Source organism: Streptomyces violaceorubidus, assembly GCF_000717995.1.
Lineage (GTDB): Bacteria > Actinomycetota > Actinomycetes > Streptomycetales > Streptomycetaceae > Streptomyces > Streptomyces violaceorubidus.
In genome coordinates this window covers 24674-46413 of record NZ_JODM01000026.1, presented here as the reverse complement: position 1 = coordinate 46413, position 21740 = coordinate 24674, and the positions used below count along the sequence as shown (strand labels likewise).

The following is a 21740-nucleotide window of genomic DNA, read 5'->3' as shown; positions in this document are numbered from 1 at the left end:
ACGGGTAGCCGTGCGACAGGTCGCCGTAGGTCGGGACGAGGAGCAGTTCGGCCAGGTCGAGGCCGCGGCCGGTGGACTGGACGATCCGGGTCAGCGACAGGATCGGCACTCTGGGGCGGTCGTGCATCGGCGTCTTTCGGTTGCGTGCCGGGTGGGGCGGGTGCCCAGGTGGCCGGGGGAGGGGGCGGCTCGGCGTTCGTCAGGGGTGGTGGCCGGTCATGCGGGCCGCCGAGGCGAGGGTCGCGCGGGCCTCGCGTTCGGTCAGGCCGGTGGCCCGGGCGGCCTCCAGCAGGGGGGACAGCAGGGCCGGGCCGATGCCGTTCTCGTAGGCGCGGCAGGCCGCCCAGAAGAGGCGGGTGTTGCGCTGGCCCGGGTGCGCGGCGAGGACGAACTGGACCAGGCCGCGGCCGTCGCCGCCCGTCGTACCGCCCCCGGCACGCCGCACGGGAGGCGGCGGGAGCAGCAGGCGCAGGAGGGCGGGCGGGCAGGGTGCGGGGGCCAGGTGGGAGGTGCCGGGCGCGGTCGTGTAGGTGCCGTGGCGGGTGCGGGAGCCGGGGCCGACCAGGTAGCCGCCGGCGCCGCGGATGTCGATGCCGGGGGCGAGGCGGCCGGCCGAGTTGGGGACGACGTGGTGGGGCGGGCCGGTCAGCCAGAGGTGGCGGCCTCCGCTGGGGGTCAGGACGACGACCGTGGGCGGGATCGTGAACAGGTGGCGCAGGGCCAGTTCGCGCAGGGCGGTCGAGGAGTCCGTATCTGACTTGTCCGGTTTCGTGTCCAGGTCGATGCCGATCAGGTGGTGTGGCGGCAGGCCGCAGGCGATGCCGTAGCCCGTGGCCCAGGGCGCGGCGGCGAACAGCGCGCGGACGCGGGCCGGGTCGGTGGAGGCGTCGTGGACGCCGTGGCCGAAGCGGCCGCACTCGCCGCGGCAGGTGTACGGCTCCGGGGCGTCGCGGTGGGGGGAGCGCAGCGCCGGGAGCTTCGTCCGGGCCAGCGGGATGACGGCCAGCCCGCGTTCCGCGGCTGACAGGGCGTGTGCGAGGGCCAGCGTCGTGGCCTGCCGGTCGGTGGTGGCCATGGGCCTATGTTCGTACGTATGTTCTAGAAAGGGAAGACTGGGGGTGCGACACGCCGTGGAGGCGTCGGCGGGCGGAGAAAGTGGCGGAACGCTTCACCTCTTGTGGGGCTTGAGGGGGAGTCGTCCGTGCTGTCCCGTGGTGAGGCAGAAGGGAAGCAAAGGGGTTTATCGACTTGTCCTCACGCTTGAGAGCGAATCAGAGCTTCGGGGGTGGTTCGCCGGGGATCCGGTGGGCAACTCTGATCACGCGACGTCGTGCACAGCGTCGAGGCGGTCGGCCAACTGCCTTGGCACAAGCCCTAGTTCACTTACTTCTCGCGTGGTCGGCTGGAAGCCGGTGCGCACTTGTTCTGGAGGAACAACATGGCAAGCATCCGTACCGCCCGTGTCGTCGCCGCCGTCGCTGCCCTTCCGCTCGCCGCCGCGCTCTTCGGCGGGATCGCGACCGCGGACAACGGCGCCTTCGCGGACGACGGATCGAACGCGACCGCCGCCAGTGCCAACGCCGGAATCCTCGGCAGCGGTGTCGGCGACGACAACAACGGCAACTCGTCCACCACGCAGCAGCAGGCGGTCGGCTCGGGGGCCTCGAACCAGAGCAACACCGCGCAGGTCGACGGCTCCGCCTTCACGTCGGTCAACCAGGGCAACGACAACGTGGCCGTCACCTTCTCCCCGCTGTGGTGGTGAGCTGAGGGTCCGGCGCGGGTGCGCTGCCGCGCCGGACCCCGGTTCCTTGTGCGGGTGTGCTTCATGGGGTCGCAGTGCGTCCGGGCGGCGGTACTTCGGTACCGTCGCCCGGGCGTTTGCGTGTCCGTCGAGCGCCGGGAGCCCTCCTCGCGGAGTCCTGGCGAGGTCCTGACGGAGTCCTTGAGGGCGTCCTCGCGGGGTCCTCGCGGAGTCGGTCCCAAGGGAGTCCTCGCGGAGGTCCCACGGAGTCCTCGCGGAGGTCCCACGGAGTCCTCGCGGAGGCCCCACGAAGCCCTCGCGGACGCCCCTTCCGTGGCGAACCCCCAGGGGTCAACCCGCAGTACCCCTCCTCCCCCACTCCACCTACAGGAGGTGGGGCCAACACCACCCCTACAACCTGAGGCGGACTCTGCTTCGGGACCTGCGGCCGATCCGCCGGGCACCGACTCGCTCATAGCGTTGAGCCATGACCGCACCCGTCTGCACCAGCGCTTCGAACGCCGCCACCGCCCTGGCGCCGGCCACGGCACCGGCCGCGGCCGGCGCCAGGGCGCAGACCCTTCCCTACCCGTCGTTCTCCTCGTACGTGAAGGCGCGCCAGCCGGTGCTGCTGCGTACCGCCCGGTCCCTCACCGCGAACCCGAGCGACGCGGAGGACCTGTTGCAGACCGCGCTCGCCAAGACCTACGTGGCCTGGGAGCGCATCGAGGACCATCGCGCCCTGGACGGCTATGTGCGCCGGGCGCTGCTGAACACCCGTACCTCGCAGTGGCGCAAGCGCAAGGTCGACGAGTTCGCCTGCGACGAGCTGCCCGAGCCGGAGCCCGTGCCCTGCGGCGACGACCCGGCGGAGCGGCAGGCCCTGCGCGACGCGATGTGGCGGGCGATCATGAAGCTGCCCGCACGGCAGCGCGCGATGGTCGTCCTCAGGTACTACGAGGACCTCAGCGAGGCCCGGACGGCGGAAGTGCTGGGCGTCTCTGTCGGCACCGTGAAGTCGGCGGTCTCCCGGGCCCTCGGCAAGCTCCGGGAGGACCCCGAGCTGGGGTTTGTCCGGTCCTGAGCCGGGCTGTGCACCCCTGGTGGGATCGCGTGCGCGGATCCGCCCACTGATCGATCATCCGGGACTAGTGACATACCGCGCGGTATGTGCGCAGAATCAGCGCAAACCTTACCGCCGCGTAGGCAATGTCGCCCCGGGAGGACACCGTGCTGAGCACGATGCAGGACGTACCGCTGCTGATTTCGAGGATCCTGACCCACGGGTCGACCATCCACGGCAGCTCGCAGGTGACCACCTGGACCGGTGAGGACGAGCCGCACCGCCGCTCCTTCGCCGAGATCGGCGCCCGCGCCGCCCAGCTGGCACACGCCCTGCGCGAGGACCTCGCCGTCGGCGACGACGAACGCGTGGCCACCCTCATGTGGAACAACGCCGAGCACGTCGAGGCGTACTTCGCGATCCCCTCCATGGGCGCGGTCCTCCACACCCTCAACCTCCGCCTCCCGCCCGAGCAGCTGGCCTGGATCGTCAACCACGCGGCCGACCGGGTGGTGATCGCCAACGGTTCGCTGCTGCCGCTGCTCGCCCCGCTCCTGCCGCACCTCAAGCCGGTCGAGCACGTCGTCGTCGCCGGGCCGGGCGACCGATCCCTGCTGGACGGGTCTTCCGTCCAGGTGCACGAGTACGAGGACCTGATCGCCGGCAAGCCCGCCACCTACGACTGGCCCGAGCTGGACGAGCGGGCCGCGGCGGCCATGTGCTACACCTCCGGCACCACCGGCGACCCCAAGGGCGTGGTCTACAGCCACCGCTCCATCTACCTGCACTCCATGCAGGTCAACATGGCCCAGTCGATGGGTCTGACCGACCAGGACACCTCGCTGGTGGTGGTCCCGCAGTTCCACGTCAACGCCTGGGGACTGCCGCACGCCACCTTCATGACCGGCGTGAACATGCTGATGCCGGACCGCTTCCTGCAGCCCGCGCCCCTCGCCGCGATGATCGAGGGCGAGCGGCCCACGCACGCCGCCGCCGTCCCCACCATCTGGCAGGGCCTGCTCGCCGAGCTGACCGCCAAGCCCCGCGACGTCTCCTCCCTCACCCAGGTCACCATCGGCGGCTCGGCCTGTCCCCCCTCCCTCATGGAGGCTTTCGACGCGCTCGGCATGCGGGTCTGCCACGCCTGGGGCATGACGGAGACCTCGCCGCTCGGCACCATCGCCCGGCCGCCGGCCCACGTGGTCGGGACGCCGGAGGAGTTCGCCTACCGCCTCACCCAGGGGCGTTTCCCGGCCGGCGTCGAGGCCCGCCTCACCGGTCCCGGCGGCGAGCGCCTGCCCTGGGACGGCGAGTCCGCCGGTGAGCTGGAGGTGCGCGGCAACTGGATCGCCGGTGCCTACTACAACGGCCCCGGCGCCGAGCCGCTGCGTCCCGACGACAAGTTCAGCGAGGACGGCTGGCTGAAGACGGGTGACGTCGGCACGATCTCCCCGGACGGTTTCCTCACCCTGACCGACCGGGCCAAGGACGTGATCAAGTCCGGGGGCGAGTGGATCTCCTCCGTGGAGCTGGAGAACGCGCTGATGGCCCACCCGGACGTCGCCGAGGCCGCCGTGGTCGCCGTCCCGGACGACAAGTGGGGCGAGCGTCCCCTGGCCACCGTCGTCCTCAAGGAGGGGGCCGACGTCGACTTCGCCGCCCTGCGCACCTTCCTCGCCGAGGACGGCAAGATCGCCAAGTGGCAGCTCCCGGAACGCTGGACGGTCATCGAGACGGTGCCGAAGACGAGCGTCGGCAAGTTCGACAAGAAGGTGCTGCGCAGGCAGTACGCCGAAGGCGGTCTCGACGTCACCCGGCTCTGACCGGCACGCTCCCGCCCGCGCCCGCGCCCGCGCCCCCGCCACCGCGCCCGCCCCCGCTCCCGCTCCCGCCCGAGCCCGCGCCGCGCCCGCGCCCGGGTGCCCGTGCCGGGCGGGAGCCCCACGGCTTCCCCGCCCGGCGTCCGGCCGTCCGGCCGTCCGTCCGCCCGTTCACCCGTCCGTTCGCCTTACCGCGCCCGGGGGCGTACGGCCGTAGCGGTCCACCCCAGCACCAGCCAGGCGCCCGCCACCGCGCACACGCCGCCCCAGCCCCAGTGGCCGAACGCGGGTCCCGCGAGGGCCGAGGCCAGCGCGCCGCCCGCGAAGCCGGAGACGACGTAGGCCGTGTTGGCGGTGGCCGGGGCCGAGGTGGTGGTCAGGGCGAGGGTCTGGTTGGCGACGTGCGAGGCGACCAGGGCGGCGTGCACCAGGACGGCCGCCGCGCACAGGGCCGCCATCGCCTGCCCGCCCAGCCAGAACAGCGGCACCGAGAGGGCGGCCAGCGCGTACGCGGACCGTACGACCTTGGCGGCGCCGAACCGGTCGACCAGGCCCCCGGCGAGCGGCGCGACGACGCTCGCCGCCAGCCCGAACAGGCCGAACAGCCCGGCCGCGGCGGTGGTCATGCCGTACCCGTCGTCCCCGGCGAGCAGCAGGGCGAGCGAGGTCCACAGGGCGCTCCAGGCGCCGTACATCCCCGCCTGGCGCACGCACGCCCGCCACAGGTCGGGCGACCGGCGCACCACGCCCGGTATCGCGACGAGCCCCGCGAACAGCGGGCCCTGCCGCTGCCGCCGCTCCACGGGCAGGATGTACGCGGTCGCCAGCCCCAGTACGGCGGTCAGGACGGCGGCGCCCACGAACACCGCGCGCCAGCCGAAGGCCTGCCCGGCGAGACCGCCGAGCACCCGGGCCGCGACAACGCCGGTGAACAGGCCCGCGATGACGGCGGCGACGTGCCGGGCCCGGCGGTCGGCCGGGGCGCGCTCGGCGACCAGCGGGACGAGCAGTTGCGGTACGACGGTCGCGGCCGAGGCGACCAGGACGGCGCCCGCGAGCGCACCGGTCCCGGCGGACGCGGCGGAGACGAGCAGGGCCGCCGTGGCGACCAGGGAGAGGACGGCGACCAGCCGGCGCCGGTTCACGCTGTCCCCGAGCGGGGCGAAGAAGAGCAGTCCGGCCGCGTATCCCAGCTGCGCGACCGAGGCCAGCCAGGCGACCGCCGACGGGGTGGAGCCCATGTCGTGGGCGATGAGGGGGAGCAGCGGCGCCGCGAGGTAGATGTTGGCGGCCGTCACGGCGGTGCAGAGGGTGATCAGGGGGAGGAAGAGCCGGGCGGCGACCCCGGACGGACCGGCCCCTGACAAACCGGCCCCTGACGGCGGCGATGACAGCGATGTTGACGGCAGGGACGACGGCAGGGACGACGGCAGGGACGACGGCAGGGATGACGGCGGCGACGGGGACATGGCGGAGTGACTCCTTCGAGTGCACACTAACTAACAACTAACTGGTTGGTTGGAACCAACTCCGGGAGTCTGGCCCGCATTCCCGAGGCCTGTCAACCAAATAGTTGGTTACCTCGTCCGTGCCGCTACCCTTGCCCCATGGCAGCAAGGGACCCCGAGGCCACCAAGGCCCGGATCTTCGAGGCGGCGGTGGCGGAGTTCGCCCGCCACGGCATCGCCGGCGCGCGCATCGACCGCATCGCGGCCGAGGCCAGGGCCAACAAGCAGCTGATCTACGCCTACTACGGCAACAAGGGCGAGCTGTTCGCGTCCGTCCTCGAGAAGAAGATGCTCGACCTCATCATCTCCGTCCCCGTCGACCCGGACGACATCGAGGGCTGGATCGACCGCCTGCTGGACTACCACGCCGCCCGCCCCGAGCTGCTGCGCCTGCTCTTCTGGGAGGGCATGGAGTACGGCACCGCCGAGCTGCCCCACGAGGCCGAGCGCCAGGCGCACTACGCCCGCAAGGTCGCCGCCGTGCGGGACGGCCAGGAGCGCGGCGTGATCACCGACGCCATCCCGGCGCCCGACCTCCTGTTCCTGCTGGTCGCGATGGCGAACTGGGCGGTCGTCGTGCCGCAGATGAAACGCATCCTGGTCGGCGGCGGGGACGACGACGCCGACCGCCTGCGCGACTCGATCAAGCAGGCGGCCCGGCGGATCGTCGACCGCTGACGCGGAGGGGCGCGCTCAGCCGATCAGTTGGTCCCGATCCGGGAGAGCAGCTCGACGATCCGGGACTGCACCTCACCGCTGGTGGAACGCTCCGCCAGGAACAGCACCGTCTCGCCCGAGGCCAGCCGGGGCAGGTCGTCCTGGTCGACGGCGGCGGTGTAGACGACCAGCGGGGTGCGGTTGAGCTGCCCGTTGGCGCGCAGCCAGTCGACGATCCCGGCGGATCCCTCCTGGCGCCGCTGCACCCGCATCAGGTCCATCACGACCAGGTTCGGCCGGAACTGCCCGGCCAGCGTCACCGCGTCGGCGTCGCTCGCCGCCCGCGCCACCTGCATCCCGCGCCGCTCCAGCGTCGAGGTCAGCGCCAGCGCGATCTCCGCGTGCTCCTCGATCAGCAGCACGCGCGGCGGGTGCTGCTCGCTGTCCCGGGGCGCGAGCGCCTTCAGCAGGACGGCCGGATCGGCACCGTAGGCGGCGTCCCGCGAGGCCTGGCCGAGTCCGGCCGTGACCAGCACCGGCACCTCGGCCGCCACCGCCGCCTGCCGCAGCGACTGGAGCGCCGTACGCGTGATCGGCCCGGTCAGCGGGTCCACGAACAGCGCGGCCGGGAACGCCGCGATCTGCGCGTCGACCTCCTCGCGCGAGTGCACGATCACCGGCCGGTAGCCGCGGTCGCTGAGCGCCTGCTGCGTGGAGACGTCCGGCGCGGGCCACACCAGGAGCCGGCGCGGGTTGTCCAGCGGCTCCGGCGGCAACTCGTCGTCCATCGGCTGCGGACGCGGCGGGTCGGCCACCTCGACGGCCCCGCCGGGCCCGTCCAGCGGCTCGGGCCCCTCGGCGGCGTTCCGGTCCGGTGCTCCTATGGCGTACGACCGTCCGGCGCCCTCGGTGGCCGGCGCGAGCCGCCCCTGACCGCCGGGCGGGGAGGCGTGCTCCTGCTGGGACTGGATCTGCGGCTGGGCCTGCTGCGCCGGCTGCCCGGTGGGCGGACGGGTGCCCGGCGGGGCGGGCTGTTCCGCACGGGTGGTGGCCGGGTCGGGCGGCGTGCCCAGCTTGCGGCGCCGACCGCCGCCGCCCGGGTGCTGCGGGGCGGGTGTGGCCGACGGCTGCTGCACCTGGAGCGCCTGCCGGTTGAACGGCAGCCCCTGACCCAGGGTCCGCACGCTGATCGCCCGCCCCTGCGTCGAGTTCGGGTCGACGGGCGCGGACGCCTCGGCGGGCAATGGCTGCGCGGCGCGGGGGGCGGGCGCGTTCTCGGGCGGCAGCGGGGTGCCCCGACTCGGCGTGGTCGTGGGAACGCCCTGCGGGGCGGCAGGGGCGGCAGGGACCGCCGGGGCTGCCGGAGCCGTAGGCGCTGCCGGGACCGTAGGTGTCCCGGGTGCCGGTGCGGCGCCCGCGCCCGGAGGTACTGGCGCGCCTGGAGGTACTGGCGCGCCTGGAGGTACCGGAGTACCCGGCGGAACCGGAATGCCCTGCTGCGGTACCGGAGTACCCGGAGGTACGGGAGCGCCCTCGCCCTGGGTGTCGCCCGCGGCGGGCCATGGCTGCGGCGCGGGAGCGGGCCGACCGGGGACGGCGGGCACCGCGGTGTCGGGGCGGGCGGCGTCGGCGCCGGACTCGGCGGGCCGGGGTGCCTGTCCCTCGGTGCGGGCGGCGGCCGGGGCGGGCACGGGGGCTCCGTGCACCGGCGGCGTCCCCTGCACCGGGATGCTCTGCGCGGGCGCGTTCTGCGCCGGGACCGGAGTCGGTTCGTCGGCCGGGTGGGCGGCACCGGCCCGGCGACGGCGTCCCGTGGGCGCCTCGGCGGGGTGCGGCTGCGGCGGCGTGTGGTCCTCGGACTGGTCGTGCGGGACGGCGTCGTGGCGGCCGCCGTCGGGCCGGGCGTCAACGGGAGCGGCAGGTGCGGGCACCTGGACCCCACCGGGCCGTCCCTGCCCCGGTGCCGAACCCTGTGCCGGTCCCTGGACCTGCCCCTGGATCTGCCCCTGGGCGACCGCCTCCGCCGTCCCCTCCGCCGTCCCCTCGGACGGGCGGTCGACGTCGGCGGGCGGCAGGGCGAACACCTGGCGGGGGGCCGCCTCCTGCGCCGCGGCGCGTTCGTTGGCCGAGGCCAGGGCCCGGCGTCGGCGCCCCGTCGGCCGGTCGGCGTCCGCCGGGTCGGACTGGCCGGCCTGTACGGGCAGCGCCGGGGGCAGCGCGTGCTGCTCACCGCCGTCCTGCCCGCCCCGGGGACCGGTGGGCGCGGGCACGCCCTGCGGCGGTACGGTCCCGCCCAGGCCGGTGTTGGACGCCGCGGCCCCTCCGCCGTGCTCGCCGGCCATGACGACGGCGCCCTCGGACACTCCGGCGGGCGCTTCCCGGGGCAGCCCGGCGGCCTCGGCCCCCGCGACCTCCGCGGGCCGCCCGCGCCGACGCCCGGTACCACCGGCCCCGGCACCCTCGCCGGGCCCCGCCTGCGCGGGCACGGGAAGCGGAGCCGACGGGACGCCCTGCCCCTGCGCCCGAGCGGGGCCCTCCGTGTCCGCCTCGCCGAGCCCCTCGCCCTGAGTCTCGCCCGGGGCCTGGGCCTGGGCCGCACGGCGCCTGCGCCGCCCGGTCGGTGCGGCGTTCTCCGCCTCGGGTCCGGCACCCGCCTCGCCCGGCGACCCCGCGACCCCGCTCTCCAGGAACGCGTCGACGGACGCCCGGCGCGCCCGCCGTCGCCCGCCCCCGGGAGCGGGTTCCCGTACGGCCACGGCGTTCTGCGCGCCCGTGACACCGGCCGCGGCGGGCGTGGCGTCCGGCGTGGCGGGGGTGACCTGGGCCAACTCGGCGCCCGGGGCCGCGACAGCACCCGCCCCGCCCCCGATCGGCACCTCGAGCACGTACGCGCTGCCGCTCATGCCCGGCACCTCGTGCGTCTGCAGCACACCACCGTGCGCCCGCACGATCCCGCGCACGATCGGCTCGTGCACCGGGTCTCCCCCGGCGTACGGCCCGCGCACCTCGATGCGCACGACCTCGCCGCGCTGCGCCGCCGCGACCACGACCGTGTTGTCCAGGTACCCGCCGGTGGCCGACACGGGCGAGTTGCCGGTCGCGTCGACACCCGCGACGTCCGCGACGAGGTGCGCGAGCGCGGTGGCCAGCAGCCGGGGATCGACCTCGGCCTCGATCGGCGGCGCGTGCACGGCGAACTGCACCCGCCCCGGCCCGATCAGCTCCACGGCCCCGTCGACACCCGCGGCGACGACGGCGTCGAGCATCACCTTCGTACGGGCGACCTGTTCGGTGCCGGCGTCGAGGCGCTGGTAGCCGAGGACGTTGTCGATGAGGGTGGTGATGCGCGAGTAGCCGGCCGACAGGTGGTGCAGCACCTGGTTGGCCTCGGGCCACAACTGCCCGGCGTCGTCCGAGGCCAGCGCGGCCAGCTCCCGGCGCAGCTCGTCCAGGGGGCCGCGCAGGGAGTCGCCGAGGAGGGTGAGCAGCTGCTCGTGCCGTCCGGCGATCGCCTCGTACCGGTCCTTCTCCCGCTCACCGAGGGCGGCGTAGCGGTCGGCGTCCGCGGCGATCTTCTCCGCGTGCTGCTCCCGCAGCTCCTCCAGCTCGGCGACGTGCTGTTGGCGCAGCGCGGTCAGCTCGGAGGCGTGCTCCTCGGCGAGCCGCTCCAGTTCCTCGGCGTGCCGCCGCTCCGCCTCCTCGTGCTCCTCGACCAGCGCGTCGTAGGGGCGCCGGTCGGTGAAGGTCATCACGGCGCCGACGAGCTGGTCGCCGTCGCGCACGGGCGCGGTCGTCAGGTCGACCGGCAGTTGGTCCCCGCTCTTGGCGAACAGCACCTGCCCGCGCACCCGGTGCTTGCGCCCGGAGCGCAGGGTGTCGGCGAGCGGGGACTCGTCGTACGGGAAGGGCGAGCCGTCGGCGCGCGAGTGCAGGACGAGGGTGTGCAGCTCCCGGCCGCCCAGTTCACCGGCGCGGTAGCCCAGGATCTGGGCGGCGGCCGGGTTGACGAGGACGATCCGCCCGTCGGTGTCGGTGCCCACGACGCCCTCGGAGGCGGCCCGCAGGATCATCTCGGTCTGCCGCTGCGAACGGGCCAGCTCGGCCTCGGTGTCGACGGTGCCGGAGAGGTCGCGGACGACCAGCATCAGCAGCTCGTCGCCGGTGTAGCCGTAGGTGTCGTAGGCCTGCTGGCCGGTCTCCAGGTTGGCGCTGGTGACCTCGACGGGGAACTCGGAGCCGTCGGTGCGCCGCGCGACCATCCGCGTGGGCTTGGTGCGCGCCCGCGGGTCTACGTGGTCGGGGCGCCGCATGGAGCCGGGGATGAGCCGCGAGTCGAACTGCGGCAGCAGATCCAGCAGTCCCCGCCCGACCAGCGCGGTGCCCGGCGTCTCGAACGCCTCCAGCGCGATGGTGTTCGCGTTGACCACGGTGCCGTTGGCGTTGACCAGGACCAACGCGTCCGGCAGCGCGTCCAGTATGGCTGCGAGGCGAGCAGCGCCTCGGGATGGCCTGCTGCTCACGAGACGCTTCCCTCCTGTTACCGCACTTGCCGACCGCCTGCGCCGCGGCCGCCCGCCATCTTGCCAATCGGCCCGCAGCGTGTCACGCGAGGGAGTCTAAGGGTTGGGGCCCGCCGGGCGGCGTGGGATGGGACGGAGGTCGCACGAGGAAGTGACGTAGAACGTGTGACCGGTGACCGCCCGGCCCCGCCGCCCGAGGCCGCACGCCCCTGCTTCCCGCCTATGACCGGACCCCGGTCCCCATGTCGGGCAGCAGCGGGACCATGCGGTCCCAGCGGGAGATCTCGCAGCCGTCGCGGCGGTCGTACGTCGCGTCGACGGGGCGCCCGGCCCAGGTGCCGGTGACGTGCGCGGTGGCCGGGCCGCCGTACTGCATGGTGCAGACGCTGCCCTCGGGCACCGGCGCGAAGACCTCCCGGCCCCACCGGGTGTCGCCGTCGACGACGGAACAGGCGTCCGCGGCGTGGGGGTGGTCGCCGCCTGCGGGGTGGCAGTACAGCTCGTACGTGCCGTCCATGCCCGCGCCTGCGTCGCGGACGGTGACCGTGAGGTGGTCACCGTCCGCGGCGCCGGGTCCGGCGGCCGCGGCCGGGTGCGCGGCGCAGACGGAGGCGAGGGCGGCGGCGGACAGGGCGGCGGCGCCGAGGAGGCGGGCGGCGGGGGTGCGGGTGACCTGGAACATGACCTGACCAACGCGCGGGCCGCCCGGACGTTGCGCGACCGGCCGTGGACTACGCCGTAAGGGCTTTGCTCTGCGGCCCGCACGCCTAGTACCGTAGGGGCCGATTGGTGACAGCGCGCTCAACTGTGTCATCATCGGCACGCGCCACTCGCGCTCGCACGCGAGGTGGTGATGTTGTCTGGAGGCGTCGCCTAGTCCGGTCTATGGCGCCGCACTGCTAATGCGGTTTGGGTTTTAAAGCCCATCGAGGGTTCAAATCCCTCCGCCTCCGCACCGATCACCGAAGCCCCGGCCCACACGGCCGGGGCTTCGGTGTTGCAGGAAGCCCTCGGGTGGCGTTTGTGCAGGTCACAAGGGGTGCGGCCAATGGATTTCACATGACGGCGGCAGTCATGTAATGTTCTTCCTGTCGCCGCGAACGGGCCGGAAGGAACGGGAGCGGCGGTAAAACTGAACAAGACAAGCACTCGTAGCTTAACGGATAGAGCATCTGACTACGGATCAGAAGGTTGCAGGTTCGAATCCTGCCGAGTGCACACAGGCCGAAGGCCCCGGAGTGATCCGGGGCCTTCGGCGTTTCAGTGGCGTACAGCAGCGAAGACAGCAACCGCGTCAACCGGTGCCGCCCATCGCGGTCGACAGCTTGCCGATCGCGGCCCGCCCCTCTTCCTCGCTCGCCTCGGCATAGACCTGAAGTCCAGATCGTGAGGATCTGACGCCCGGCACAGGCCGAGGCAGCGCGGGCGGAACGGGCAGAAGGCAGGAGCGGCGCCCGGGGGAGCTCCAACGCCGTGATCACACAAGCCACGGCGAGATCGTCTCGTCCTGATCACGGGGCGGGGCCGCCGGCCTCTGCCGGGACCCAACTCGGTCGCCCGGACGGATTCGACATGAGAGCCTCACGCCCGTGGCTACGGAAACCGAGGTGGGGGTGAACGCGTTGGCTTCCCTCGTATGCGTCATCGAGCGCGGCTACGGCGACGACATCTACGAGTACACCAACGCCCTCTACTGCCGAAACTGCCTGCACGAAGCGTGGCTCAGCTCTGGACCCCGCGGATCGAAGGCCTGGACGCCCAGTACAAGGCCGCGACCGTCGGCGACGGCGGCCAGGCACTCGATCAGTTCCATAGGCTGCCCGGCCCCGGCCTCTGGTGGCGGCGGCGCCAGCCCCGTATCCTCACCGGACACCTCGGGCGTTCGCTTGGCTCGGCCGGCGCCGTCGGCGCCGACCCAGACACGGTATGACCCTCAGCCTCGTGGGACTACTGGACAGCCCTTAGGCTCAGGGGCACGAGCGACCGGGGAGGGCGCTGGTGGAACAGCAATGGCCGGAAGGACCGCAAGCCGATCCTGATCTCGCGAGAGGCCGCTACGACGCGGACATGCGAGCCTCTCAGGGTGCGATGCGAAATTTCTTTCGCGTGGAATTGCCCGTTGCTCACGCGGGCTTGGCGATTGTGATCATCGCTGGCGTGTTCGTGGGAGTCGTTTGGTCACCCAGGGCTGGCGGGATCATCGGAGGAGCCTTTGCCGCGCTCTTCGTTGTGGCTCTGTGCGTGGCGTTCCTGGCGGGTCGCCGTGGACGTGACGCAGTGCGCGCCGCTTACAAGTTCACGTTTGGTTGGGCCGACTGGATCACTCCCTAGTGGCCCACCAGGATGCCGTCAAGGACGTTCCGAGTGCCTGACATCAACGGCTGACACCCGCCAGGGGCAGGCCGTCAGGCTGCCGAGCGGCAGACTAAACGGGATGCCTTGATCGACCTGGTAAGTGAGGTCTCTTCCTTTGACCGGCGCCACTAGCCTAGGTGTCATGGACACCCCTGCCCGGCGCCACGGCCCCTTGTCGGAGCAAGAATTCGACCAGTTCCGTGATCTGCTACGCCGGTACTGTGCACACGATCTCGACCTGTGGGAGAGCTTGCAGACCGAGACGCCGAACGGCCCCGTGTACGTACTTTTCACCCGGTCCCCGCAGCTCGACATGGTGCCCGAGTCGTACAAGACGTTCTGACCGCCCAGGTGCGGTACAGCGGAGAAGTACGGCAACCACGGCAGCTGTGCGCGTAGGACAGCACCCCCTGAAGGGTCTTGGTCTTGGTCCTGGGTACGACGTTGGTGACCAGGGCGCGCAGGGGTGGGCCGCCGTGCAGGCACCACAGGGCGATGACCGGGTCGCAGATCGCGCAGCCCAGGGACGAGTCGTGGGCGAAGGGGAGGATCGGGTTGCCCTTCAGGTGGTGGACGACGTCCCAGGCGGTGTGCAGGAGCCAGCCGATGCCGATGAACGTCCAGGAGGTCAGGCCCCGGTAGGCGACGTACAGCATGAGTGCGCCGAACGGGAGCTCCCAGCCGCCCAGGCCGCCGCCCGAGAAGTAGACGCCCCCGGCCCCGGCGATCCCGAGGGCGTTCAGGGGCCGGCGGTGCGGGTCCGGGACGAGGGAGAGCAGCAGGACGACGAGGAGGCCGATGCCGATCGGCATGACGTAGGGGAGGAGGCCGGCAAGGTTCATGCGGGCACGCTATGCAGGGGGCGGGGCAGGTCCCAGGGGCGTGAGTGACAGGTTCCGACGGATTGTCGCCGAGGGTCTCGACGAGGGCGGGCACCGGGAGTTGGGCGACACGGCGGTTACGGCGACCGGACGTGATGACGGTGCGCGACTGTGTCTAGGGTGAGCGCATGTTGAGAGGACCAGTCTTCATATCCGACCGGACGAGCCTCGACGGAGGCCGACGGTGAACAAGCCGCTGAGGGCCGTGGCGATCTTCTGCGGGCTGCTGGTGCTCGGCCTGCTGATCCGGGCGAACTGGCTGCAGTACGTCCGGGCCCCGGAGCTGGCCTCCGACACCAAGAACCGGCGGGTGCAGATCGAGCAGTTCGCCACCCCCCGCGGCGACATCATCGTCGGCGGCCGGGCCGTCACCGGATCCAAGGAGACCGAGACCACCGACCTCAAGTACAAGCGGACCTACGCCGATGGGCCGATGTACGCGCCGGTGACCGGATATGCCTCGCAGGCTCAGGGCATGACGTTGCTGGAGAAGACCTACGACGGCATCCTCACCGGCAAGGACGACCGGCTGGCCTTCCAGCGGTTCGCCGACGTGGTCAGCGGTGAGGGGCGGCGGGCCGGTTCCGTGGTCACCACCATCGACCCGAAGGCGCAGAAGGCCGCCTGGGACGGGCTGACCGATCTGAAGGGCGCCCGGGGGGCCGTGGTCGCGCTCGACCCGCAGACCGGGAAGGTGCTGGCGATGGTCTCGGCGCCCTCCTACGACCCCTCCACGTTCGCGGGCAGCACCTTCAAGGAGTCCGACCGCTTCGTCGCGCTCGACAAGAAGAAGAACAAGCCGCTTGCCAACCGCGCGCTGCGGGAGACCTACCCGCCGGGCTCGACCTTCAAGATCCTCACCGCGGCCGCCGCGCTGGAGCACGGGATCGTCTCCGACGTCGACGCCCGCACGGACGCCGTCTCCCCGTACCCGCTGCCGCAGTCCACCAACAAGATCGGCAGTGAGGCCGGTGACGCGGTCTGCAACAAGGCCTCGATGAAGACCGCCATGCAGCACTCCTGCAACAACGTCTTCCTCGACGCCGCCTCCAAGCTCGGGCAGGACAAGATGCGCGAGACGGCCGAGAAGTTCGGCTTCAACGAGGACGTCTACTCCGACGACTTCGGCGATCTGCTCGCCACCAAGAGCCTCTACCCCCAGGACCTCGACAAGCCCGGCACCGCGCTCACCGGCATGGGGCAGGGCAGCCTCACCAGCACGCCGATGCAGATGGCCCTGGTCACCGCCGGGATCGCCAACGACGGAAAGGTGATGCAGCCCTACCTCGTCGACGAGGTCAAGGGCCCCGACCTCGACAACCTGGAGAAGACCGAGCCCGCGGTGATGAGCGAGGCGGTCTCCGCCGAGACCGCGCAGAAGGTCCAGGAGATGATGGAGTTCACCGCCAAGGAGGGCAGCGCCCGCCGCGCCCAGATCGACGGCATCACGGTCGGCGGCAAGACCGGTACCGCGCAGCGCGGTGTCAACGTGAACGACGAGGTGCCGTACGGCTGGTTCGTGTCCTACGGCAAGAAGGACGACGGGGCCTCGGTCGCGGTGGCCGTGTTCATCGACCCGACCGACATGGACATCTCCCGTGCGGACATCTCCGGTGGCGGGCTCGGCGCGCCCATCGCCAAGAGCGTCATGAAGGCGGTCCTCAAGTCATGAAGGCGGTCCTGAAGTCGTGACGCCTTCGGGGGCGGGGGCGCGTCACGCCTTGTCCGCGTCGTACGCCCCCCGGGCCCGCTCGACCGCCGCCATTCGGCGCTCGGTCCAGCGCGCGAGGTCACGGACCTGTTCGGCGGCCTCGCGGCCGATATCGGTGAGGGAGTAGTCCACGCGGGGCGGGATCACGGGCTTGGCGTCACGGTCGACCAGGCCGTCGCGCTCCAGCGTCCGCAGGGTCTGGGCCAGCATCTTCTCGCTGACCGAGCCGCCCGGCCGTTGTCAGTGGCGCCCTCTACTGTCGGTGGGGATGGCACAGGCATGGAAGTGCGCGGGGCTGCGATGGGCGGCGGACGGTCCCGTGCTCAGGTGGGTCGGGGGCCGGCGCAGTGTGCTGGCCCGGGGGAAGCGGGTGGCCTTCGGGGTCGCCGAGGGGGGTGTGCGGACGTGTGTGGGAGCACGGGGGAACGCGTGTCCGGTCAGGGCGGAGGTGCCGGCGCGGAGCACGGGGGCGCGGTGCGAGGAGTGCGCACGGCTGGACCGGGCCCACTCCGTGGCCGCCGACACCATGGCGGACGATCCGCGGCCGTACCGGGTCTATCTGGCGTGGTTCGGTCCGGGCCTCGTCAAGGTGGGGATCACCGCCTACGAACGGGGGTCCGCCCGGCTCCTCGAACAGGGGGCCGTGTGCTTCAGTTGGCTGGGGTGCGGTCCGCTGATGGCCGCGCGCCGGACCGAGGAGCTGCTGCGGGCCGCGCTGGGCGTGCCCGACCGCATCCCGTACGCCCACAAGCGCGCGGTGCGGGCCGCCCTGCCCGGTTCGGAGGAGGAGCGGACGGCGGAGATCGCCGGGCTGCACGCGCGGGCGGTGGCGCTCGGCAGCTGGCCGGAGGCGTTGACGCCGGAGCCGTTCCGGGGCGTGGACCACGCGGGGGTCTTCGGGATCGCGGGGGCGGAGCGCGGGCCGGCGGCCGTGGCGGAGGTGGCCGAGCTGGTGGCGGGCGGGGCGATCGGGGGTGAGCTGGTGGCCGCCGCCGGGCCGGATCTGCATCTGGCGACGGAGCGGGGGGTCGTCGTCCTCGACACCCGGTTGATGACGGGGTGGGAGCTGCTGGCCGCCGAGGGCGAGCCGTGCGCCGTGCCCCTGCGGGAGCTCAAGGGAGCGGCGGGGGTGCAGGACGGCCTGTTCTGATCCCGTTCCCCGATTTCCTGATTCTCCGATGCTCCGATTCCCCGATTCCCCGATTCCCCGAGTCTCCGAGTCTCCGAGTCTCTGATTCCCCGGTCTTCCCTCTTCCCTTGCCGCCTTGCCCCTCGCCCCTTGTCCGGGGGAGTGCGGAGCGCCATCGTGGCCGCATGAGTGATCACGAGGCCGGGCAGGTCCGCCGGTTCTGGGAGGGGCTCGGGCTGCCCGGGCTGATCGACGTGCACACGCACTTCATGCCCGAGCGGGTCCTGCGCAAGGTGTGGGCCTACTTCGACGCCCTCGGGCCGCTGACCGGCGGGGTCGAGTGGCCGATCACCTACCGGCGGGACGAGGACGAACGGGCGGAGCTGCTGCGCGCGTTCGGGGTGCGGGCCTTCACCTCCATGCTCTACCCGCACAAGGCGGGCATGGCCCAGTGGCTCAACGGCTGGGCGGTGGACTTCGCCCGCCGCACCCCCGACTGCCTGCACACCGCCACGCTCTTCCCCGAGCCGGGCGTCGAGAGGTACGTCCGCCGGGCCGTCGAGGACGGGGCGCGGGTCTTCAAGGCGCATGTGCAGGTGGGGGCCTACGACCCGGCCGACGAGCTGCTCGACCCGGCGTGGGGCGTGCTCGCCGAGGCGGGGGTCCCTGTCGTCATGCACTGCGGTTCGGGGCCGGCGCCCGGCAAGCACACCGGACCCGAGCCGGTCGCGCGGGTGCTGGCTCGGCACCCCCGGCTGCGGCTGGTCGTCGCACACCTCGGAATGCCCGAGTACGAGGACTTCCTGGACCTCGCCGAGCGGTACGGCGCGGTGCGGCTGGACACGACCATGGCGTTCACCGACTTCAGTGAGCGCCTCGCGCCCTTCCCCAGCCGGGCGCTGACCCGGCTGGCGGACCTCGGCGACCGTGTCCTGCTCGGTACCGACTTCCCCAACATCCCGTATCCCTATCTGCACCAACTGCACGCCCTGGAGCGGCTGGAGCTGGGGGACGCGTGGCTGCGCGGGGTGTGTCACGACAACGCGGCCCGGCTGTTCGGGCTGCAGGGGAGCCAGGGGAGCCAGAGGGGCCAGGGGAACGAGAGGAGCCTGGGGAGTCTGGGGAGCCGGGGGGATCAGGGCAGTTGAGGGTGCGGGCTCAGAGCAGGGCGACGAAGACGTGCGCCGCGCGGCTTCGCCGTCCCGGCCTACTCCGACCGCCGCTGGCAGGAGATCGCGGAGGCCCGCCGCACCATCGAACCGGTCCTGCTGCGCATGTCCGTCGAGCGCGGCGACGTCGACTGGGAGGCCCGGGTGCGCGCCGCCCACCACCGGCTGTCGCGCACGCCCCCCTACGCGCCAGAGGAGGGCGAGTACTACAGCGAGGCCTGGTCCGAGGCGCACCGGCTCTTCCACCGCGCCCTGATGGAGGGCTGCGGCAACCCCGTGCTGCTGGAGACCTTCGACCGGCTGTGGACGGCGAGCGAACTGGCCCGCCGCTGGTCGACGTACCGCAATCCTGGGCGGGACGGCGTCGAGGAGCACCGCAGGCTGGAGGAGGCGGCGCTGGCCCGCGACGCCGACACCGCGGCCGAGGTGCTGGTCCGGCACCTCACCCTCACGGCCGAGGGACTGACCGCGGACACCTGAGAACCCGCACCCGGCGGCACCCGGCGCTGCCCGGCGGCGCCCGACGGTTCCCGGCCCGGCACCGGGCGGCGCCCGACGGCTCCCGGCCCGGCGCCCAGCCGCACCCGGCGGTACCTGAGCGGAGCCTGTGGGGTTTCTCAGAGAAATCACAGCTTGGGGAAAGGACCCTCTCAGAGCGCCCCGACATGGTGTCCACCATGACCACGACCTCGCCCCAGGGGCGCACCGAACTGCTGAGGCCGGACGGGAGCCCCGTCCGGGTGCTTGTAGTGGACGACGAGCTGTCCATCACCGAACTGCTCTCCATGGCCCTGCGTTACGAGGGCTGGCAGATCCGCAGCGCCGGGGACGGCCACGGAGCGGTCCAGGCGGCCCGCGAGTTCCGGCCCGACGCCGTCGTACTGGACATGATGCTGCCCGACATGGACGGCCTGAGCGTGCTGGGGCGGCTGCGCCGCGACCTGCCGGACGTGCCGGTGCTGTTCCTGACCGCCAAGGACGCCGTGGAGGACCGGATCGCCGGGCTGACCGCGGGCGGGGACGACTACGTCACCAAGCCGTTCAGCCTGGAGGAGGTCGTCGCCCGGCTGCGCGGACTGATCCGGCGCTCCGGCGCCGCCGACCGGCGCTCCGACTCCGTCCTCGTCGTCGGCGATCTCACCCTCGACGAGGACAGCCACGAGGTCACCCGCGGCGGCGACGGCATCCACCTCACCGCCACCGAGTTCGAGCTGCTGCGCTTCCTGATGCGCAACCCGCGGCGGGTGCTGAGCAAGGCGCAGATCCTGGACCGCGTGTGGTCCTACGACTTCGGCGGTCAGGCCAACGTCGTGGAGCTGTACATCTCCTACCTGCGCCGGAAGATCGACGCGGGGCGCGAGCCGATGATCCACACCCGGCGCGGCGCCGGGTACCTGATCAAGCCCGCGGTCTCGTGAGCCGGCGGCGACGACCGCGGCCGCGCACCCTGCGGACGCGGCTCGTCGTCGCGTCCGTGGCACTGATCGCGGTGGTGTGCGCGGTGATCGGCACGGTGACGACGGTCGCGCTGCGCTCGCACCTGTACGAGCAACTGGACGGACAGGTGCGCGAGGTCGCGGCCCGGGTGTCCGGCTTCGGGCCGCCCGGCGATCCGGGGCCCGGCGGCGGGGTGAAGCCGCGGATGGACCTCGACGAGTTCGTCACGCACGGCGGACCGCAGCCACGCGACACGATCGTCGCCGAGACCCGGGACGGTGCCGTCGTCGACGCCAAGTACGGCGAGAAGGACGACGAGAGCACCGACCCCAGCAGGACGACGGCGGTCTCCCTGGACGAGGCCCAGCGCACCGCGCTCGCCTCCGTCCCCCGGGACGGCGAGGCGCACACCGTCGAGATCCCCGGCCTCGGCGACTACCGCGTCGAGTACCACGACGGCTACTACGCCGCCCTCCCCACCTCCGACGTCACCGAGACCATCAGCACCCTGATCCTCGTGGAGGCCAGCGTCACCGCCGCCGGTCTCGTCGCGGCGTCCCTCGCCGGAGCCGTCATCGTCGGCGTCGCCACCCGCCCCCTGCGCCGGGTCGCCGCCACCGCCGGCCGGGTCTCCGAACTCCCCCTGCACGCGGGCGAGGTGAACCTCGACGAACGCGTCCCGGAGTCCGAGTGCGACCCGCACACCGAGGTCGGCCGGGTCGGCTCCGCGCTCAACCGGATGCTGGACCACGTCCACGGAGCCCTGCACGCACGGCAGCAGAGCGAGACGCGGGTACGGCAGTTCGTCGCCGACGCCAGCCACGAACTGCGCACCCCCCTCGCCTCCATCCGCGGCTACGCCGAACTCACCCGCCGGGGGCGTGAACAGGTCGGCCCCGACACCCGGCACGCGCTGGGCCGCATCGAGTCCGAGGCCGGCCGTATGTCCCTGCTGGTCGAGGACCTGCTGCTGCTCGCCCGCCTGGACGCCGGGCGCCCGCTGGAGTTCGGGCACACCGACCTCGTACCGCTCGTCGTGGACACCGTCAGCGACGCCCGCGCGGCCGGTCTCGACCACACCTGGCGGCTCGACCTGCCCGACGAACCGGCCCTGGTGCGGGCGGACCCGGCCCGGCTCCAGCAGGTGCTGGTCAACCTGCTGGGCAACGCCCGCAGCCACACCCCGCCGGGCACGACCGTCACGGCGCGCGTGCGGCGCGACGGTGCGTGGCTGTGCGTCGACGTGGTGGACAACGGGCCGGGCATCCCCGCCGAGTTGCTGCCGCGCGTCTTCGAACGCTTCGCGCGCGGCGACTCCGCGCGGTCCCGCGCGACCGGCTCGACGGGCCTCGGCCTCGCCATCGTGCAGGCCGTGACGACCGCACACGGCGGCGGCGTGACGGTCGACAGCCGCCCGGGCCGGACGGTCTTCACCGTGTACCTCCCCGCAGTCCCCGACCGGTCCGTGCCCGCAGTCCCCGACCGGTCCGTGCCCGCAGACGGCGACCGGTCCCTCCCCGCGGTCCCCGACCGGCCATTGCCCGCAGACGGCGACCGGACCCTCCCCGCAGTCCACAGCCGGCCCCTCCCTGCGGTCGGCGACCGGTCCCTCCCCGCAGTCCACGACCGCTACCTCCCCGCAGACGGCGACCGATCCCTGTCCGGGCTGCACGACCGGCCGGACCACCGGCCGTACTCACAGGCGCAGCACAGTCCCACCACACGGGTGCGACAGGGGAGGTGAGA

At 72.9% G+C, this 21740-nt stretch carries 15 protein-coding genes, 2 tRNA genes and 3 pseudogenes; 14 read left to right on the top strand and 6 right to left on the bottom strand.

Annotation, left to right across the window (positions count from 1 at the left end; translation table 11 throughout):
• Positions 1-199: 199 nt before the first annotated feature.
• Positions 200-1075 (bottom strand): bifunctional DNA primase/polymerase, encoded by an 876-nt coding sequence (locus IE94_RS0126285; protein WP_030188923.1) that lies wholly within the window; start codon positions 1073-1075, stop codon positions 200-202.
• 363 nt (positions 1076-1438) lie between these two features.
• Here IE94_RS0126285 and IE94_RS0126280 point away from each other — a divergent pair, with 363 nt between their 5' ends.
• The 3 genes from IE94_RS0126280 (at position 1439) to IE94_RS0126270 (ending at position 4630) form a co-directional block, all read left to right on the top strand.
• Positions 1439-1765 carry a hypothetical protein gene (locus IE94_RS0126280; RefSeq protein WP_030188921.1) on the top strand — a complete coding sequence of 109 codons (327 nt, stop codon included), beginning with the start codon at positions 1439-1441 and terminating at the stop codon, positions 1763-1765.
• Positions 1766-2231: 466 nt separating this feature from the next.
• The gene (locus tag IE94_RS0126275) at positions 2232-2828 is read left to right on the top strand and encodes a SigE family RNA polymerase sigma factor (protein WP_030188917.1); all 597 of its coding nucleotides are present in this window, start codon (positions 2232-2234) and stop codon (positions 2826-2828) included.
• Between the two features lie 125 nt (positions 2829-2953).
• Positions 2954-4630 carry a long-chain fatty acid--CoA ligase gene (locus IE94_RS0126270; RefSeq protein WP_030188915.1) on the top strand — a complete coding sequence of 559 codons (1677 nt, stop codon included), beginning with the start codon at positions 2954-2956 and terminating at the stop codon, positions 4628-4630.
• Positions 4631-4815: 185 nt separating this feature from the next.
• Here the strand turns inward: IE94_RS0126270 and IE94_RS0126265 are convergent, their stop codons facing one another.
• Positions 4816-6096, bottom strand: coding sequence for an MFS transporter (locus tag IE94_RS0126265; RefSeq protein WP_051777691.1), 1281 nt, complete (start codon positions 6094-6096; stop codon positions 4816-4818).
• A gap of 138 nt (positions 6097-6234) precedes the next feature.
• On the opposite strand from IE94_RS0126265, the gene IE94_RS0126260 reads away from it, so the two are divergent.
• Positions 6235-6813, top strand: a complete 579-nt coding sequence (locus tag IE94_RS0126260) for a TetR/AcrR family transcriptional regulator (RefSeq protein ID WP_030188910.1) — start codon at positions 6235-6237, stop codon at positions 6811-6813.
• 23 nt (positions 6814-6836) lie between these two features.
• Here the strand turns inward: IE94_RS0126260 and IE94_RS0126255 are convergent, their stop codons facing one another.
• Together IE94_RS0126255 and IE94_RS0126250 are read right to left on the bottom strand one after the other, a co-directional pair.
• A complete protein-coding gene (locus IE94_RS0126255) occupies positions 6837-11312 on the bottom strand; it encodes a response regulator (RefSeq protein WP_106978017.1) in 4476 nt (1491 codons plus the stop codon).
• A gap of 220 nt (positions 11313-11532) precedes the next feature.
• Positions 11533-11994 (bottom strand): SSI family serine proteinase inhibitor, encoded by a 462-nt coding sequence (locus IE94_RS0126250; RefSeq protein WP_030188906.1) that lies wholly within the window; start codon positions 11992-11994, stop codon positions 11533-11535.
• A 180-nt stretch (positions 11995-12174) separates the two neighbouring features.
• On the opposite strand from IE94_RS0126250, the gene IE94_RS0126245 reads away from it, so the two are divergent.
• The 4 genes from IE94_RS0126245 (at position 12175) to IE94_RS38440 (ending at position 13643) form a co-directional block, all read left to right on the top strand.
• Positions 12175-12265, top strand: a tRNA-Ser gene (locus IE94_RS0126245).
• A 192-nt stretch (positions 12266-12457) separates the two neighbouring features.
• Positions 12458-12530 (top strand) — tRNA-Arg (locus tag IE94_RS0126240).
• Positions 12531-13029: 499 nt separating this feature from the next.
• Positions 13030-13242 (top strand): hypothetical protein, encoded by a 213-nt coding sequence (locus IE94_RS36080; protein ID WP_245235316.1) that lies wholly within the window; start codon positions 13030-13032, stop codon positions 13240-13242.
• A 68-nt stretch (positions 13243-13310) separates the two neighbouring features.
• The gene (locus IE94_RS38440; RefSeq protein WP_245235315.1) at positions 13311-13643 is read left to right on the top strand and encodes a hypothetical protein; all 333 of its coding nucleotides are present in this window, start codon (positions 13311-13313) and stop codon (positions 13641-13643) included.
• A 449-nt stretch (positions 13644-14092) separates the two neighbouring features.
• Here the strand turns inward: IE94_RS38440 and IE94_RS0126230 are convergent.
• Positions 14093-14509, bottom strand: a pseudogene (locus IE94_RS0126230) (DUF6010 family protein); the annotation flags it as partial.
• A gap of 223 nt (positions 14510-14732) precedes the next feature.
• On the opposite strand from IE94_RS0126230, the gene IE94_RS0126225 reads away from it, so the two are divergent.
• Positions 14733-16220, top strand: a complete 1488-nt coding sequence (locus IE94_RS0126225) for a peptidoglycan D,D-transpeptidase FtsI family protein (protein WP_030188902.1) — start codon at positions 14733-14735, stop codon at positions 16218-16220.
• A gap of 42 nt (positions 16221-16262) precedes the next feature.
• Here IE94_RS0126225 and IE94_RS0126220 read toward each other — a convergent pair.
• Positions 16263-16499: pseudogene (locus IE94_RS0126220) on the bottom strand (winged helix-turn-helix transcriptional regulator); the annotation flags it as partial.
• A 28-nt stretch (positions 16500-16527) separates the two neighbouring features.
• Here IE94_RS0126220 and IE94_RS0126215 point away from each other — a divergent pair.
• The 5 genes and pseudogenes from IE94_RS0126215 to IE94_RS0126195 all read left to right on the top strand — a co-directional run bounded on the left by IE94_RS0126215 (position 16528) and on the right by IE94_RS0126195 (position 21738).
• The gene (locus IE94_RS0126215; protein WP_063829741.1) at positions 16528-17409 is read left to right on the top strand and encodes a DUF2797 domain-containing protein; all 882 of its coding nucleotides are present in this window, start codon (positions 16528-16530) and stop codon (positions 17407-17409) included.
• A gap of 164 nt (positions 17410-17573) precedes the next feature.
• Positions 17574-18536 carry an amidohydrolase family protein gene (locus IE94_RS0126210; RefSeq protein ID WP_030188898.1) on the top strand — a complete coding sequence of 321 codons (963 nt, stop codon included), beginning with the start codon at positions 17574-17576 and terminating at the stop codon, positions 18534-18536.
• A 39-nt stretch (positions 18537-18575) separates the two neighbouring features.
• Positions 18576-19037 (top strand): annotated as a pseudogene (locus IE94_RS38430) (GntR family transcriptional regulator); the annotation flags it as partial.
• 197 nt (positions 19038-19234) lie between these two features.
• Positions 19235-19975 carry a response regulator transcription factor gene (locus IE94_RS0126200; protein WP_030188895.1) on the top strand — a complete coding sequence of 247 codons (741 nt, stop codon included), beginning with the start codon at positions 19235-19237 and terminating at the stop codon, positions 19973-19975.
• Positions 19972-21738, top strand: coding sequence for a sensor histidine kinase (locus IE94_RS0126195; protein ID WP_030188894.1), 1767 nt, complete (start codon positions 19972-19974; stop codon positions 21736-21738). Before IE94_RS0126200 ends, IE94_RS0126195 begins: the two co-directional genes overlap by 4 nt.
• Positions 21739-21740: the final 2 nt, after the last annotated feature.

Bases quoted from the DNA above. Each gene is read 5' to 3' on its own strand.
- IE94_RS0126285 (WP_030188923.1), bottom strand. From the start codon at position 1,075: ATGGCCACCACCGACCGGCAGGCCACGACGCTGGCCCTCGCACACGCC.
- IE94_RS0126280 (WP_030188921.1), top strand. From the start codon at position 1,439: ATGGCAAGCATCCGTACCGCCCGTGTCGTCGCCGCCGTCGCTGCCCTT.
- IE94_RS0126275 (WP_030188917.1), top strand. From the start codon at position 2,232: ATGACCGCACCCGTCTGCACCAGCGCTTCGAACGCCGCCACCGCCCTG.
- IE94_RS0126270 (WP_030188915.1), top strand. From the start codon at position 2,954: ATGTCGCCCCGGGAGGACACCGTGCTGAGCACGATGCAGGACGTACCG.
- IE94_RS0126265 (WP_051777691.1), bottom strand. From the start codon at position 6,096: ATGTCCCCGTCGCCGCCGTCATCCCTGCCGTCGTCCCTGCCGTCGTCC.
- IE94_RS0126260 (WP_030188910.1), top strand. From the start codon at position 6,235: ATGGCAGCAAGGGACCCCGAGGCCACCAAGGCCCGGATCTTCGAGGCG.
- IE94_RS0126250 (WP_030188906.1), bottom strand. From the start codon at position 11,994: ATGTTCCAGGTCACCCGCACCCCCGCCGCCCGCCTCCTCGGCGCCGCC.
- IE94_RS0126215 (WP_063829741.1), top strand. From the start codon at position 16,528: ATGGCACAGGCATGGAAGTGCGCGGGGCTGCGATGGGCGGCGGACGGT.
- IE94_RS0126210 (WP_030188898.1), top strand. From the start codon at position 17,574: ATGAGTGATCACGAGGCCGGGCAGGTCCGCCGGTTCTGGGAGGGGCTC.
- IE94_RS0126200 (WP_030188895.1), top strand. From the start codon at position 19,235: ATGACCACGACCTCGCCCCAGGGGCGCACCGAACTGCTGAGGCCGGAC.